The following is a 15,121-nucleotide window of genomic DNA, read 5'->3' on the forward strand; positions in this document are numbered from 1 at the left end:
AGAAGGTTACCGGTTCCCATTCCGATACCCTGGATCAGATGATGGACTTTTTTGAAGTGGTAAACATTTCTCCCCGGAATAGGTTGATGATGCACAGGCTAAAATTGTACAATTTTATACTGCGTAGAATTGATTACATCGCAGAACTGCTTCGGGAACAGGAAAAGTTATACCACAAGCCGACCCACGATATGCTAAAAAGTTTATTTGACGGAACTGCGATGAATAAAAAACAACAGCCAGCCATAGAAGAGCCTAGGTACAAAGAGCGGAAACAAGAGGAATTAGAAAATATTGAGCCTAAAGTTTCTCTGGAAAAATATAACTTGCTCCATCAGGACTTACAACGCGAACGACGAGAGTTTTTGAAAGTTTTAAACAGCATAAGCCAAGTGAAACCACACTTTGGAAAATCCTATTTTAAAATTGAAATGGACACAACGAAGCTTAGTATCCTTAAAAGAAGGTTGGAGAATTGAATTTTTCTTTCATCAGCAATATTTGAGGATTGGTTTTGGACGCATTTTCAAACCTACCAAATTGAGGATTAGTTGGTTTAGCGTTATTATTAGGAAATAAAACAGCTTTAAGTTGTATATTCGAAAATTATCGAAACGCAAAATATACAATATACAAGATGAGTTTTATGATCAGAATAAACATGCTAATATGAAAAATATTGGCTTACTTATTATTTTGCTATCGGTAATAATCTCCTGTGCAAAAAATAATAAGAGCGAAGGATATACTATCAATGGGGCACTTAGGAACTTGCCGGATAGTACTTCCGTAGTAATGTACCTTGATATGGATACCGTTTTGGATTCAACTATAGTAATGAACGAGAAATTTCGATTTAAAGGAAAGATTGAAAGACCACGAAGGGTGATGTTACGGATAGAAAGCACCAAAGAAGGTAGGTTGTTTTGGTTGGAGAATAAAATGATTGACATTACCGGGGAAAAAGGCAATATACAGAACAGTCAAATCGAAGGCTCAACAACCCAAGACGAGGCAGAATTACTTTTATCCCGAAAGGATTCCATTTATGAAAAAATGGAGAGCCTTCGAGATATGATTACCGATGCCAATCGGGATTCACTCTTTCTTGTTCATGAGAAAATGATAGATCAAGAAGTTGAAATTAATAAAGAGTTCATCAAGGATTATCCCAATTCATACGAGAGTATTACTGTTCTAAACGATGGTACCATGCAAAGGTTGGGGCCTCTGGAAACCGGCAAACTTTTTTCCTTAATGAATGATAGCTTGCGTTCCACAAAGGAGGGTAAAACTATAGCGGATTTTATAAAATTACCTGCTAGTCCAAAAGTTGGAGAACAATATGTTGATTTTAAACAAAAGAATATGGAAGGCCAATCGGTTAAATTTTCTGAAGTTATAGGGAAATATACATTACTTGAATTCTGGGCCTCCTGGTGCGGCCCTTGCAGATCATCCAATCCCGAATTGATCCAGCTATATGAACGGTATAAAGACAATGGTTTTACCATTGTGGGAGTTTCATTGGACACCAACAAAGAGAAATGGATAAAAGCCGTTCAACAAGATGGGCTAAACTGGCAAAACCTCAGTGATTTAAAAGGCTTTCACAGTAAACCAGCGGAAGTTTATGGAGTGACCGCCATTCCGGAAAATTTTCTAATAGATGAAAATGGAATTATAATAGCTAGGTATCTTAGAGGGAATAATTTAGAGAAGAAGCTTAAAGAGTTATTGGAGAAATGAGTCATATAAAAGTTAGCACCCCGCTATTGTGATTAAATAATTTCACTTTTCTAATGACAAGGCGTTATAATGATAGGGTTTTTTATCCAGACAATACGGCCGCCCTTAAAGCCATAGAAGACTTGCACCATTAAGAGAAATATTATATCTTAGGATACATAAAAAATGTCCGTTCCGGACTCATATATGATTCTAATGTGTGTCCTGCGGTGCACGCACCATAGCCAAATTATTGTTAGCCATTCTTATATAAATCCAATCCTAAAAATGAAAGCACCACTTCAATCAATTCTAATAGCCTGTTTTGTAGTTTTCATAACTGCTTGTAGTGAAAAAGAAGAAAAAGCGGAAAAATTTACAATCTCTGGGCAAGTAAGTGGATTTCAAGATGGAACTAAATTCTATTTGCGAAATTTGGCCACTGATGCAGTTTTCGACAGCACAACGGTCGAAAAGAACAAGTTTCGATTTGAAGGACATTTATCTAACCCACCAGAACAAATTTGGTTAAATGCAATGGTTGACCAAAAATTTATCTACACAAATTTACTCATTGGCAATGAAGATATTAAGGTCAAGGGAGATATTTCAGATTTTCCTTGGAACGTTGATATTACAGGTTCAAAAATTCAAGAAAATTTTAATTATTTACGGGATATAACGAAAAACTACGATATTAAAAGAGACTCCCTGGTTCAATCATTTATGAAACTTCCGCAGAATAAGAAACAGGAAATAGGTACAGAAATTTGGAGGGAAATTGGAAAGATTGATAGCGTTACTACTGCTCTCAGAATTGATTATGTAAAATCTCATCCCAATACTTATACAAGCGTAATAGAGCTCGGTTATATGAAAAATCAGTTGCCTAAAGATACTATTCAGAAAATATATGATAAATATTCTTCGGAAATTAAAGAAAGTAAATATGCCAAAGTTGTTGAGGTTTTTCTAAGGGAGAATATTTCAGAGGTTGGAGATGAATACCACGATTTTCAAGGTCTAAACCAAAGAGGAGAAAATATAAAATTTTCAGATATCAAAGGAGAATTTACTTTACTAGACTTTACAGCTGCTTATTGCGGACCCTGTATTCAGGCAGCAGATGAATTAGTAGAGATTGATAAAAAATACTCCGATTCATTGACCATTGTCAGTTTTTCCCTGGATCCTAAAAAAGATGTATGGCTAAAATCACTGGAAAGAGACAAAGTAGCTTGGAATAGCATTTGGGATGGAGCAGGCAGATATAGCGAGACATCGATAAAATATGGAGTTCAAGGTATCCCGACTTTTGTACTAATCAATCCAAAGGGAATAATAATTGACAAATGGTCTGGTTATGGAAAGGGTAGTCTTTTAAATCATTTGGAAAAAAACTTATCAAGTAAATAGCAATCCAACGAAAACTAAGCGTTTCCTCGAAAAACATGTCAAGTTTTTTTTGGGCGATCTAATGTCCTCCACTCCCTGAATAACGGAACAAGAATTACTTGTATGCTGTAGATTCCCAGTTCATGATTTCGTCTATCCTGTCATAAAACTCATGATTCCCCCCTTTAAACCTGCCTATTATTCTCTTCTGTTTATCAATAATAAATTTGGTGGAACTAATTAAAAGAGCGCTAAAACTAACATTAATTTCTGAATTTTATTTCGCAATTAGTTTGTCATAAAGAGTCTAAATTTACTATTAATATAGATCTAAGGCTAATTTAAAAGTGAAATTGACCGCAGGTAGCTTTAAATTTATGGAGCATCAGGTTTGATCAAAACATTAGTATTTAGTCAATTAAAGTTAAAAGTTCAGTTGCTTTATGAAAATCGAAATTTACCCGCTTTTTGTTTTTATCAAATATCATCTTAGTAGGAAAAAAAACAATGTTGTAATCAGCTTCAATTTTTGAATTTGCTCCTGCATAAAGGTTTATCCAATCAATTTCATCTTTTTCAGTTGCCCTTTGCCATTTCTTCATTCCGTCATCTACATTAATTGCTATTATTTCAATACCGTGCTCTTTTAACTTTTTGTAATGTGCTTTACTTTCTCTGTTAAATGTTCTGCAAGGCCCACAACCCGACCACCAAAAATCTAAAACCGTGTATTCATTAGCGGAAACTACATCAGATAATCGAATTTCTTCTCCTTCGATATTAGGTAATGCAAAGTCCATAAATTTCTTTCCAAATTTAGCGTCGTTCATTCTTTTTATATGTGAACTTACTACGGTGTAATCTGGTGAACTGGTATAAGACGTATCAATGTTATTAAAATAATTAGTTATAGATTCCTTTTCTTCATCGGCCATATCTTCAAGAATAAAAACAAAATTATTGTCGAACATATTTCTTAGATTATTTAAGCCGATAATTGTATTAGTTTTATCGTTGAACAATTTTTCGTTTACGCGGATTACATTTTTACGAATTGTAGGAAAAGCATATTCTTTCAAACTATCCATAAGCACTTTGTCGCTAGGATTAAAGCTTAATCCATCATAAGCCTTCCAAAACTCGTCTATATTTTGATGATAGTAGCTATTTACCCCACCGTCTTCAAATGAATTGTCTGAAAAATAAAAATTTCCGTCTTTTTCATTTACTGTAGCATTTATTTTTAGGGTGTCATTCGTTAAAAAAACAATGTAGGAGGCATACATCCCATCAAACTCTTCTAACTCCTCATCAAATGCAACTTCCGCTCTTTCCGGATTTGGTAAAGTACCTTTAAATTCAAATTTACCATCCACAATTTCAGAAGTCAGTCTTTTATCCATTCCTAAACTGGGGATGTAGAGACCTAGTTTCTTTCCGTTCCCATTTTTAGCTGTACCCTGAATAACGAACTCAACTTCAGAATTTTCTTTTTGCTCCTCTTTATTTTCTTTTTTACAAGAATTTATAAATACAGAAAAAATTATTAATGTTATGGTAAAAATTTTTCTCATAATCACTGTTGATCAGTTATTAAAACATTAAAATTAACATTAATTTCTGAATAGCTGTTGAGGTACAGGTTTAATCTTTTAAGGATTTGGCTCTAATTTTTTAATCAGAATTTTATTTTAAAGTTAATTTGCTGTAACTTACCAGCAAATTGATTATTATGGCAGTTGAAGATAAAAAAATAGTCAGCAAATCTTTTAATCCAAAAAAAAGTATTCAACGAGCTAGGGCGCGTGGAAAAATAAAAAGACAAAGCTGGACTATAAAAACTCCCGAAGACTCCTATACCTGGAGTAGTAAGATGGATAGAGTATCACTTATAAGAGAAGGCCTACCCTATGAATCCATAGAATTTATTAGTAATAAGTCAAATTTATCTATTAAACAGGTATTGCATTTATTGGATTTACCGCAAACTACTTATAATAAAAGAAAAAAAGATCAACAGCTTTTAAGCGGTAGGGATAGTGAAATTGTTTTGGTGTTAACAGAATTACTTGAATTTGGTCTTACAGTTTTTAATTCTGAAAAAGAAAAATTCCAACGTTGGTTACAAAAGCCTAATATTTCCCTGGGTGGAGCAACGCCTATAAGCTTGTTCGATTCATTGACTGGAATCCAGGAAGTTAAAAATAGTTTGAATAGGCTTGAATATGGAAATTTAGCTTGATGAAGGTATATAGAATAGAAAGAAAAAAATATCTTGACACCACATTAAAAGGAATTGGAGCTGCCCGCACCGAAGGCTACAGGTGGAACAGTCTTAATACATATTTAGTATACTCGGCGGCATCAAGGGCTTTGGCCACTCTGGAAGTCTCTGTGCATCTCGATCTCAACGAAGATTTACCAACAGATAGGTATTACGTGGAAATTGATATACCAGATGATATAGAAATACTTGAATTAAAATATAAGGATTTACCTGAAAATTGGGATGCAAAACCTCCGATTCTCGAAACACAGTTTATAGGCGATGATTTTGTGGCAGACGGCGAAGCTGCGGTTCTAAAAGTACCCAGTAGTATTGTAACGCCTGAATTTAATTATTTAATCAACCCAAATCACCCAGAGTCTAAAAGGATTACGGTAATTTCGAAAAATCCTTTAAAATTTGACGAACGTTTTAAACAAACTAAAGAGAATTAATAAGGGGAAGCTGGTGTCATCTACACTCGATTATATAGAGTGTTTATTTTTCAGATAGCTTATTCCTTACTAACTCTTGAAAATCATTAAAGGAAGAAGAAACAGAAATAATATTTCCTTTACCGTCAATTGCAATATAATTCGGTAAAGATTTTATATCAAAACTCTTTGCAAATTCACTATCAAATTCTTTTGAACCAACATGTAATTTTAAACCTTTTAAATTAAATTTTTCTATTGAACTAATCCATTTATTCTTGTCTTTATCCATTGATACTGATAAAAACACAAATTCATTACTGTTTGAATAGTCTTCTATTAACTTATTCCATTTTGGAAAAGATGAAATACAGGGCCCACACCAACTTGCCCAAACGTCAATGAACATTAATTTATTTTCAAAATCGGATGACTTATAAAGTTTTCCTTTCAAACTTTCTAATTCAAAATCAGGAGCTTTTTTCCCTGCTGAAAATTTCGAAATTAAACTTTCTAATTGCCGTAATTTCTGTTCTAAAATTGGAAGATTTTCATTCGCGTATCTACTATTTTTCAACTTTTCTATTTTTTTCTGAAATTCAGAAAATTTTAAAGGATTTCTAAAAGCTTTTGCATTAGAAATTAAATGATTTATAAAAATTATCTTTTGTATTTTCCTTAAATCTGGATTTTTAAACCAATTATCAATTATAATCATTCCCTTATTTAAATAGAGCTCATAGGATGAAAGATTTTCATCAGGGTTTTCAAATCTAACTACATCCATTATTACGTTGTTTATAAACTCTCGGTAATATTGATTAGAGAATAAACTCTTATCTGAAAAACTCACTTTATCTGAATATGTTAAAGTTTCACTTGAATTCCTATCTGATTTTTGATAAAATTTTAATCGTTTTACAATATCACTTTTTTGGCCGCTCATCCGATAATATAAGTTCGAGTAGATTAAGGAATTTTTCTCTGAAATTATAAAATCTTCTTGATTTATAATTTTTGAATTTTTAAAATACTTTTCCAAATACTTTATTCTCAAATTAGTTATCGTGTCCTGAATTTTATGAAAATTAATGGTCTGATTATTTCCAGCAGCCAATTCGGGATGCTTGTCAGACATTTCTTCATAAAGAGTTACCCAAAAATTTTGTTGATCCAGATAAAATTTAATTAATGAAGCTTGTTCCCCTTTAATTTTTATTAAATCAGGTTCTGAAAAATCCAAAACAATTTTTATTGAACTATCGAGTGTGGTTGGAATAGTTAATCTTACCGGCCTTTCCTCATTAAAAATCAGTGATGAATTAGCTTTTAGAGGTTTATTTTTAATGCTAAAATTTCCATTAATATCTATATTTACAGTGTCAATAATATTTGATATTCCAATTCCGGTAGTGTCTTGAACAAAAAGAGCATAGTCTTTTGAATTGTTCGAAACTTTTCCTTCTATTACAAATTGTTTTTTTTCATTTTGACAAGCCGTTAATAAACAAGAAAAAATTAAGAAGATAATTATGTTTTTCATACGTTGATTTCCATTATACATAATTTAAATAAAAATAACGTTTATTTCTTATATTTATAGAGATGACAGTAATTTTTTCGATGATATCGTTTAATCAATATCATCCATCTTTATAGCGATGCTAAGATGCTAAGATGCTAACCGTAAACTGGAAAAGTTATAAGGCCGCAACTGCAAATCCTGTAGAAAGTTTGAGGTCGGAATAGCTTAAAAGAATTGTAACTTTATACCAATACCAATTTAATATGAAAAAAATATTGCTCATTTTGTTCTTGTTTTTCAGCTTGGCAATGCTTGCGCAGGAAAAAAATAAAAATGTTTCAGTTGAATTGAAAACCAAATATCCAGAATTGCTAAAGAAGTTTTTTAACCTCTATGGAAAATTCAAACCATCTGAAGTGGAAACTGCGCAGTTGTTTACCGGGGTGGACAGCTTGCAAGCTTATTTTGGCACTACATACAGCGACAATAAGGATCGGTTTTACTGGACGGCCATAGCAAATAATGATTCACTTTTGGTTCTCAGGGCTGGGTTTATTTTAGAGAAAACCAGTGAAAACGTTTTTGAAAAGGAAGAGGAAATAGGTTTATATTCCGATCATACCAAAAAGTAAAATATTTCCTGACGTACTATGCAAGTGCCAATTCCGTGAATAGCAAGTGGATTGATGGAAACAAAAAGCCAGTCGATAAATTAACGACTTTTGGCACCGACAAATATAAAATAGGAAACGAGCTTCCCGATATTTCCTTTTTGACCCTGGACGGAGAAGAAAAAAAGATTCAGGATAAAGGTAAAGCCGTGTTCATAAACTGGTGCAACACCGGGTGCGCACACTGTATCACGGAAATGCCGGGGCTTAATTCACTTGTTGAGGATTATGTGTCCCATCCCGGGGTGTTATTGCTGGTCATTGCGCGCAACACATCAGAAGAAACATCAAAATTTTTACAGAGGCGGGATTTTGATTATATGCAGTTTGTAAACGAAATGTCCACGGTAGGATTTTTTGAGCCTTCTTACCCAAAACATTTTATCATCGGCAAGGAGGGTGAAATCCAGTTCTTTGCACAGGGCGGAAGCACCGAAATCTATAAAGAACTCAACTATTAAAACCATATTATGAAAACCAAAAAAGTAAAAACTCTATTGATCTTATTGCTTTTGGCTACCACATTCGGCCAGGCACAAATCATCGATCCTGTAAAGTGGAGCACCCAGACAAAAAAAGTATCGGAAACCGAATACGACCTTATCCTTATCGCCCAGATTGAAGAGTCCTATCATCTCTACTCCCAACACGTACCAGATGGCGGCCCGAGGCCCACCACTTTTATATTTGAAAAAAGCGAGGACTTCAAGTTGGTTGGCAAAATGAAAGAAGAAAAAGGCAAAACGGTTCATGATCCCGTTTTTGAAATGAGAATAAAGTCTTTTGAAACAGAAGCTAAGTTCGTACAGCGCATTAAGATAAAAAACAAGGACAACTTTAAAATTGTCGGCGAAATCGAATTTATGACCTGTAATGACTCCCAATGCATTTTTAATTATGATGATTTTGAGTTTGAGATTTAGAATTTAAAATCTGCTATAAGTGTGATCCCGGCCTTACATAGATGTCTTTTAACCTTTACCACAAATAATGATAAAAATAAACATAAAAGCAATCCTTCTATTATTTCTGGCATTTGGCCTCATTGGTTGTTCAAAAAAGGAAAAAGGAATAATCATAAACGGTAAGATTAATAGAAAGCAGCCAGAAAATATGGAATACACAACACCGATTGAAGGAATGCACAAACCAGTTATCCGTCAAAATTAAAGCAACTGGAAAAAGAAATAAATGAAGCTTATGTGTGGTAATAAATAAGCTTATGGAATAGAACTAGAGATGCCGTTGGGTTAATTTGATTGCAGCCTAGTATCTTTTTGGATAATATGTTGGAAGTGGTTTATCAGGTGCCGCTGTTACGGCCTACTCCTTTCTTTGCAATACCATTCCAGGAGAAGTTTGGCGTGAAATTCTCCTTTATTTATCCAACTATAAATTTGACAGATTACTATTAAAAACAAACTATGAGAAATTCATTTTACTTTTTGCTATGCTTAATATTACTGATTTCTTGTGATAAAATGGAATCGGAAAGCACAATAAAGAACCTTACGGAAATTCATCTGAACTTTAAAGATTACAATCCAAATGAACATAAGGGTTTTATCGATTTAAAAATCGAGAATGCTATCAACCCAATAGAGCAGCAATTAAAAATATCTGATAGTGGAACAGTAACCTATAGCTTTATTAATGATAAAAAAAGAGAGGTGATTTTTAACTATGAAAATCGGGAATTCAGTCTTATTATTTCACCAAGTGAGAAAGTCAAAGCAGAATTAACAATAGAACAATTAGTTGATTGGAAATCAAAATTTACAGGTTTTAATGTGGTTTCAGGAACAAATAGGGGAACAAACAATTTAATTCTTGCCAACACATCTTATTTGGATAGCCTTATCAAACAAGCACCAGATGGGTTTAGCAGGGATGATGGATTAATAGACATTGAATATAAAAACAAGCGGATTTCAGACATGCAAAAGCAGTTAGAATCACTTGACTCATTTCTTTTAAGAAAGAATATCTCCGACCAAACTTTCATCGACTGGAGCAAAGCGCAAATAAGATATAAAGCCGGATATGATTTGAGTATTTATCCTTTTTTTGGTACACCTAACCCAAAAATTGATTTTGAAAACCCATATTTCAGGTTTATTAATGAGGTAAGCTCAAAAGATAGTGACCAATTGAATTACCAGGCTTATTTCAAGTACTTGGAAATGCTTGCTACTTCGATTGTGATTATGAGTAATATTTCCGATAAATATTCAAATCAAAGAGAAATATTAAAAAAAGATTCACCAACTAATTTCCCAATAACCTTTAACCTGATTAAAAAGCGTCAAAAAAAGCATGAAGATGAATTGCTTATGGCCTATGCCTATCGCAGGAACAAAGAAGTGTCTAAGAAATATCAAGACAGTCTTAAAAAATTTGTTAACGATAAATTATGGTCTCAAATAAAACCAAAAGAAACAAGCGGAACATCTGGTATAATCTCACTCATTGAGAATTATGACATCCCAAGAAGCGAAAAAACCGAACTCTTAAAACTTTATGATGATACCAAAGGAAAAGTGGTTTTTCACAATTTTTGGTTTACGAATTGTGCACCTTGTATGGAAGAATTGCCTCATTATAATGACTTGATTTCAAAAACTGATGATAAAGATGTTGAGTTTATTTTTTATGGGGCTTATATGGAAAAAGAGGAATGGATGAGAACCAGAGATAAATTTAAACTAAAAGGAAAACATCATTTACTTACAAAATATCAATTAGCTTTTTTTGAAAGGTACTTCGGTGTCCACGGTTTCCCGCATCATCAACTTCTAAAATCGAATGGTAAAATTGGAGAAAAACTCCCTCTGGGAGTTTACCCAAAACATTTTGATGACATAATCAAATTGATTAAAAAACATCAAGTAGAGAAAAATAACGGCGCCTAATATCCAAAATTTTACAATCTGAATGGAGCAAAAAAATCTAATAAGATAGTGATGTGCAGAAAAAATACCCTGGAAAATCTATATTTTATTGCATTATTTACAGCAAATTTTAAAAAGGAGACAAACTTAGTCATTCTCATATTGAGATTGTCACGATTTGCTCTTCAAGCAAGTTAGCAAAAATGAATTGACCTTCTCACCGAACTGGTACTCAAAAATACTGTAGCTATTCCAGTAACATTTAATCATTATTATTTATAGTTATTTACTTTTATAAATAGTAATAAATTGATTTTTGATGCTATTTGTCACTGTAAACGGTAAAGAAGAAACTTTGATATTATAAACAGTTATTTACAAGTTAAATTTATATTGTAACAGCTAAACTCATAGAATCTACCTAATTATAATTGAAAATATCAAGTGTTCAAGGGTACTGTACTATATTCCTACATATACAATATACAGATAATAATGATAAAATATTGGACTAAATGTGGACTAAAAAACAAAAACAAAAAACCTAACTCACTAATTTTAAGCAAGTTAGGTTTTGTTAAAGTGACCTTGCCAGGATTCAAACCTGGAACCTCCTGAGCCGTAATCAGGTGCGCTATTCAGTTGCGCCACAAGGCCATTATGTTTCGCTTGCACCAATTGGCTTAGCGGCTGCAAATATATTCTTTATTTTAAAAGCTCAAAAATAAAATACAGAAAAAATTAAAAATTTACCAGGATTACGAGTTTCAGGACCAAATATGGGATATTTTAAAATTAGCCGATAATAGTACTGCTGCTTTCTAAAGACACAGGCGAATACATTGAACTCATTTAATTTTATAAAACAACACAAAAGAGCCAGGCTACTCTTTCGTTATACAACGCTGACGCTACCATTGGATTGTCTAAAGCCGTGAAAATTGTAATCCAGAAAATATAACAAAAAATCAATGAGTTTAAATGTGTTGGTAAATTAGCTTAAATCAATTTCAAAAAAAATCAGGGAGTAAAAAAGAGAAAGTATTACCAATCTAAAAACACTAAAAAAGCCGTTCTTTTTAGAACGGCCAATAGCCCAGTTTAGTTATTTTTAGTTTTAGTAAAGATATTCCAGTGCTTTGATATCATTTGAACCAAATTCACCAGACTCTCCAAGTCCGAAGCAAGACAACATCACAGATTCAGGATCTAATCGCATAGGAGTTCCAGGAATATGCACGGCGCCGCTAGGATTTGCAAGTTCCCCAAAACTTGGTCTTCCACAGCTTTCGCGAGTAAACCAATCGGTGTGTCTTAAGCCTAAAGTATGTCCTATTTCGTGAGTAATTACGTGCGTGTTTGTACCAAGGCTAAATTGCTCCATTCCCGAAAAAATTTGTACAAACCCATAAGGGTCGCCATTGCTTGGAAATCCCGCTACCCCACCGGCAGAACCATTAGGATTTTGAAAAATCAAAATATCGGCTGCACTTTGATTAGTACTAAACTCTAAAGTAAAGCTAAGTCCTATTTCTAAATCATTATAATTATCTACTGCCGCCTGTAAAGCATCTTTCTGTTTTTGGGTAAGATTTTGATCATATCCAGTACCCGTCCATCCAACAATATTAATATTTCGCGGTGAACTTACTAAATTATATGTCCTATACTGTTTTGTCGTTATATTACCCGGTTGCATAACATCCAATTGTTCAGCGCTAATGGCAATGTCACCTTCTACGATATAAGATTGTTGTTTGGTACCGTCTGGTAATCTAAATTCAGAAAGCTCAACATCTTCAATATTTAGATTGAGCGCTTTCAACTTAGCCAATACTTCTTTGGATATTTTATCCTGATTTTCTGTAGCTACCGGCTCTGTATTAGAAGTAGTATTATCAATTTCCTCTTGTTGGCACGATACGCTAATAAGACCTGCAGTTACTACCAGGAATAATAGTTTTTTTAATTTCATATTATTTAAAGTTTAAAGGTATAATAAAACTAAACTGAAATATTCCTTTAAACTTAATGAAATTAACAACACAATAATTAATTTATTGAATAAAAACTAATTTTTTAATAATTCTGTAAGAATTTTCCCTATTTGAACTAAACTATTTCTGCACTTAATCCCTCTTCTAATAATTTTGAACACCGGGGTTTAAGATCATCAAAAGTTCCGGTTTTCACTACACATTTACCCTTGTAATGAACCAGGATTGAACATTGTTCTGCTTGTTCTGGTGTATGCTCACAAGCGTATATTAATGATTCAATAACATGATCAAAAGTATTGTAATCATCATTATAAAGTACAATCTCGTTCTCTTTCTGCTCCCTGGTTGTTGTTTTAACCTCTTCTAATACTTCTTCTTTTGTGCTCATTTTATTCAAATAATATGCTTGCTGTAAAATAACAAGATTTTCGTTTTATACTCAACAGAACTTGGTAATAACCTCTTCCTTAATGTCGAAAATTTTCGACACACATTTTAATCAAAATCCATCTAATAAGGGATTTAGGCATGCAAAGATAAAAAAAAGTCTAAAACAACTAAAATGAGAATTTTACCGCTACCCAGTTCTCTCGCTCAAAATGTTCAATATATTCTAAATCTAAGGTCTCACAGGCCTTCTTAATTACCGGAATATCTTCTTCATAAAACCCGCTTAGAAAAAGATTTCCATTAGCATTTAAACATTTTACATAAGTAGGTATATCTCTTAAGAGTATATTTCGATTAATATTTGCGAGAATCATATCATATTTCCTATCCTGCAGCAGTTCCGCACCACCCTCTTCAACGTTTATAGTGTCACACTCATTTCTTGCAATATTTTCCATTGTATTTTGATAACACCAATTATCAATATCTATAGCATCTACAGTTTTGGCTCCTTTTAAATTAGCCAAAATAGCCAACACCCCGGTACCACAACCCATATCTAAAACCGATTTATCTTCCCAATCGTTTTTTAATATATGCTGAATCATCATATGTGTTGTGGCGTGATGCCCAGTACCAAAAGACATTTTAGGTTCAATAACTATATCGAATTCTGTATTGGGTTCTTCATGAAAGGGCGCCCGAACACTACATACTTCATCTACCAAAATGGGAGTAAAATTCTTTTCCCACTCTTCATTCCAATTTACTTTTTCAATGTCGGCTTTAGCATAGGTAATTTTAAATTCTTCAGATTGTAAAATATGAACCCCTGCCAGGAGATCATCTTCAAACTCTTCGGCAGGGATATATGCTATTAGACCATCGTCTTCTTCCACGAAACTTTCAAAGCCTAAATACCCAAGCTCTGCAACAAGTATTTCTGAAGCTGGCTGAAGCGGCTCTATTCTAAACCTAAATTCGAGATAGTTTGAAGACATTCTTAAAACGCATTTACAATTTCAATGAAATCTACTGCTTTTAAACTGGCTCCACCAATAAGCCCGCCATCTACATCTTCTTTAGCAAAAATTTCTTTAGCATTGGCCGGTTTTACACTTCCGCCATATAATATAGAAACATTTTGAGCGATTTTATCATCAAATTTCTCTGCAATATCTTTTCTTACAAAAGCGTGCATTTCCTGCGCTTGCTCTGGGCTGGCAGTTTCTCCCGTACCAATGGCCCAAACAGGCTCATAAGCGAGTACGATATTCTCCCAATTTTCTTTTGAAACCTGGTATAGGCTTTCTTTTAACTGCTTCGCTACCAGGTCAAAATGCTTTTCATTCTTTCTATCTTCCAGCTCTTCGCCAAAACAAAATATAATGCGCATTTCATTTTCTAAAGCAGCATTTACTTTTTCTGCCAGGATTTCATTGGTTTCCCCAAAATGAGCACGACGTTCACTATGACCAAGAATTACGGTATTAATACCAATGCTTTTTAGCATTTTTGCCGAAACTTCTCCTGTAAAAGCCCCATTCTCTGCCTGATGCATGTTTTGCGCTGCTACTTTAATAGGAGTATCCTTAAGCGCTCTAAAGGTTTCATAAAGATTGGTGAAGGCTGGCGCCACCATTACTTCCGCTTCTGGTTCTTTTACCAATTGTGCTTTTAGGTCTGAAAGTAACTCCTGGGTTTCTGCCAGGTCATTGTTCATTTTCCAGTTACCGGCTACAATATTTTTTCTCATAACTTCTTGATTAATTTTACTATAATTAGTGACTTAAATTGGTTGTGTTACTTTTCTTCGGAAAT

Annotated in this window: 16 protein-coding genes and 1 tRNA gene; 10 read left to right on the plus strand and 7 right to left on the minus strand. The window is 33.5% G+C overall.

Going from position 1 to position 15,121, the window contains the following annotated elements; all coding sequences use genetic code 11:
* From BUA71_RS17675 to BUA71_RS15540, 3 genes are all read left to right on the plus strand, one after another.
* Positions 1 to 479 (plus strand): BfmA/BtgA family mobilization protein (locus BUA71_RS17675; RefSeq protein ID WP_072881406.1); only part of this gene is annotated, 479 nt, incomplete at its 5' end.
* 190 nt (positions 480 to 669) lie between these two features.
* Positions 670 to 1,749, plus strand: coding sequence for a TlpA disulfide reductase family protein (locus tag BUA71_RS15535; RefSeq protein WP_072881408.1), 1,080 nt, complete (start codon positions 670 to 672; stop codon positions 1,747 to 1,749).
* A 267-nt stretch (positions 1,750 to 2,016) separates the two neighbouring features.
* On the plus strand, positions 2,017 to 3,144 hold the full coding sequence (locus tag BUA71_RS15540; protein ID WP_072881410.1) for a TlpA disulfide reductase family protein: 1,128 nt from the start codon (positions 2,017 to 2,019) through the stop codon (positions 3,142 to 3,144).
* 389 nt (positions 3,145 to 3,533) lie between these two features.
* Here BUA71_RS15540 and BUA71_RS15545 read toward each other — a convergent pair whose 3' ends face one another.
* The gene (locus tag BUA71_RS15545) at positions 3,534 to 4,697 is read right to left on the minus strand and encodes a TlpA disulfide reductase family protein (RefSeq protein WP_072881411.1); all 1,164 of its coding nucleotides are present in this window, start codon (positions 4,695 to 4,697) and stop codon (positions 3,534 to 3,536) included.
* Between the two features lie 158 nt (positions 4,698 to 4,855).
* Between BUA71_RS15545 and parS the strand changes: the two genes are divergently transcribed.
* Together parS and BUA71_RS15555 are read left to right on the plus strand one after the other, a co-directional pair.
* The gene (gene parS, locus BUA71_RS15550) at positions 4,856 to 5,365 is read left to right on the plus strand and encodes a type II RES/Xre toxin-antitoxin system antitoxin (RefSeq protein WP_072881413.1); all 510 of its coding nucleotides are present in this window, start codon (positions 4,856 to 4,858) and stop codon (positions 5,363 to 5,365) included.
* On the plus strand, positions 5,365 to 5,844 hold the full coding sequence (locus BUA71_RS15555; protein WP_072881414.1) for an RES family NAD+ phosphorylase: 480 nt from the start codon (positions 5,365 to 5,367) through the stop codon (positions 5,842 to 5,844). Before parS ends, BUA71_RS15555 begins: the two co-directional genes overlap by 1 nt.
* Before the next feature lie 43 nt (positions 5,845 to 5,887).
* On the opposite strand, the gene BUA71_RS15560 is transcribed toward BUA71_RS15555, so the two are convergent.
* Positions 5,888 to 7,366 (minus strand): TlpA family protein disulfide reductase, encoded by a 1,479-nt coding sequence (locus BUA71_RS15560; protein WP_175545975.1) that lies wholly within the window; start codon positions 7,364 to 7,366, stop codon positions 5,888 to 5,890.
* Between the two features lie 245 nt (positions 7,367 to 7,611).
* On the opposite strand from BUA71_RS15560, the gene BUA71_RS15565 reads away from it, so the two are divergent.
* The 5 genes from BUA71_RS15565 to BUA71_RS15585 all read left to right on the plus strand — a co-directional run bounded on the left by BUA71_RS15565 (position 7,612) and on the right by BUA71_RS15585 (position 10,931).
* Positions 7,612 to 7,980: a hypothetical protein gene (locus BUA71_RS15565; RefSeq protein WP_072881416.1), complete on the plus strand. Its 369-nt coding sequence runs from the start codon at positions 7,612 to 7,614 to the stop codon at positions 7,978 to 7,980.
* Between the two features lie 35 nt (positions 7,981 to 8,015).
* Positions 8,016 to 8,480: a TlpA family protein disulfide reductase gene (locus tag BUA71_RS15570; RefSeq protein WP_072881417.1), complete on the plus strand. Its 465-nt coding sequence runs from the start codon at positions 8,016 to 8,018 to the stop codon at positions 8,478 to 8,480.
* A 9-nt stretch (positions 8,481 to 8,489) separates the two neighbouring features.
* On the plus strand, positions 8,490 to 8,942 hold the full coding sequence (locus BUA71_RS15575) for a protein-disulfide reductase DsbD domain-containing protein (protein ID WP_072881418.1): 453 nt from the start codon (positions 8,490 to 8,492) through the stop codon (positions 8,940 to 8,942).
* A 67-nt stretch (positions 8,943 to 9,009) separates the two neighbouring features.
* Entirely contained in the window at positions 9,010 to 9,189 is a 180-nt protein-coding gene (locus tag BUA71_RS15580) for a hypothetical protein (RefSeq protein ID WP_072881419.1), read from the plus strand.
* A gap of 254 nt (positions 9,190 to 9,443) precedes the next feature.
* Positions 9,444 to 10,931, plus strand: a complete 1,488-nt coding sequence (locus tag BUA71_RS15585) for a TlpA disulfide reductase family protein (protein WP_072881420.1) — start codon at positions 9,444 to 9,446, stop codon at positions 10,929 to 10,931.
* A 562-nt stretch (positions 10,932 to 11,493) separates the two neighbouring features.
* On the opposite strand, the gene BUA71_RS15590 is transcribed toward BUA71_RS15585, so the two are convergent.
* The 5 genes from BUA71_RS15590 to tpiA form a co-directional block, all read right to left on the minus strand.
* Positions 11,494 to 11,567, minus strand: a tRNA-Arg gene (locus BUA71_RS15590).
* 460 nt (positions 11,568 to 12,027) lie between these two features.
* Complete coding sequence (locus BUA71_RS15595) at positions 12,028 to 12,885, minus strand: M57 family metalloprotease (RefSeq protein WP_072881421.1); 858 nt, start codon at positions 12,883 to 12,885, stop codon at positions 12,028 to 12,030.
* A gap of 137 nt (positions 12,886 to 13,022) precedes the next feature.
* Positions 13,023 to 13,298, minus strand: coding sequence for an ATP-dependent Clp protease adaptor ClpS (locus BUA71_RS15600; protein ID WP_072881422.1), 276 nt, complete (start codon positions 13,296 to 13,298; stop codon positions 13,023 to 13,025).
* A 169-nt stretch (positions 13,299 to 13,467) separates the two neighbouring features.
* Complete coding sequence (gene prmA / locus BUA71_RS15605) at positions 13,468 to 14,301, minus strand: 50S ribosomal protein L11 methyltransferase (RefSeq protein ID WP_072881423.1); 834 nt, start codon at positions 14,299 to 14,301, stop codon at positions 13,468 to 13,470.
* A 2-nt stretch (positions 14,302 to 14,303) separates the two neighbouring features.
* On the minus strand, positions 14,304 to 15,056 hold the full coding sequence (gene tpiA, locus BUA71_RS15610) for a triose-phosphate isomerase (RefSeq protein ID WP_072881425.1): 753 nt from the start codon (positions 15,054 to 15,056) through the stop codon (positions 14,304 to 14,306).
* Positions 15,057 to 15,121 lie beyond the last annotated feature (65 nt).

It is taken from the genome of Salegentibacter echinorum (genome assembly GCF_900129445.1).
GTDB lineage: Bacteria > Bacteroidota > Bacteroidia > Flavobacteriales > Flavobacteriaceae > Salegentibacter > Salegentibacter echinorum.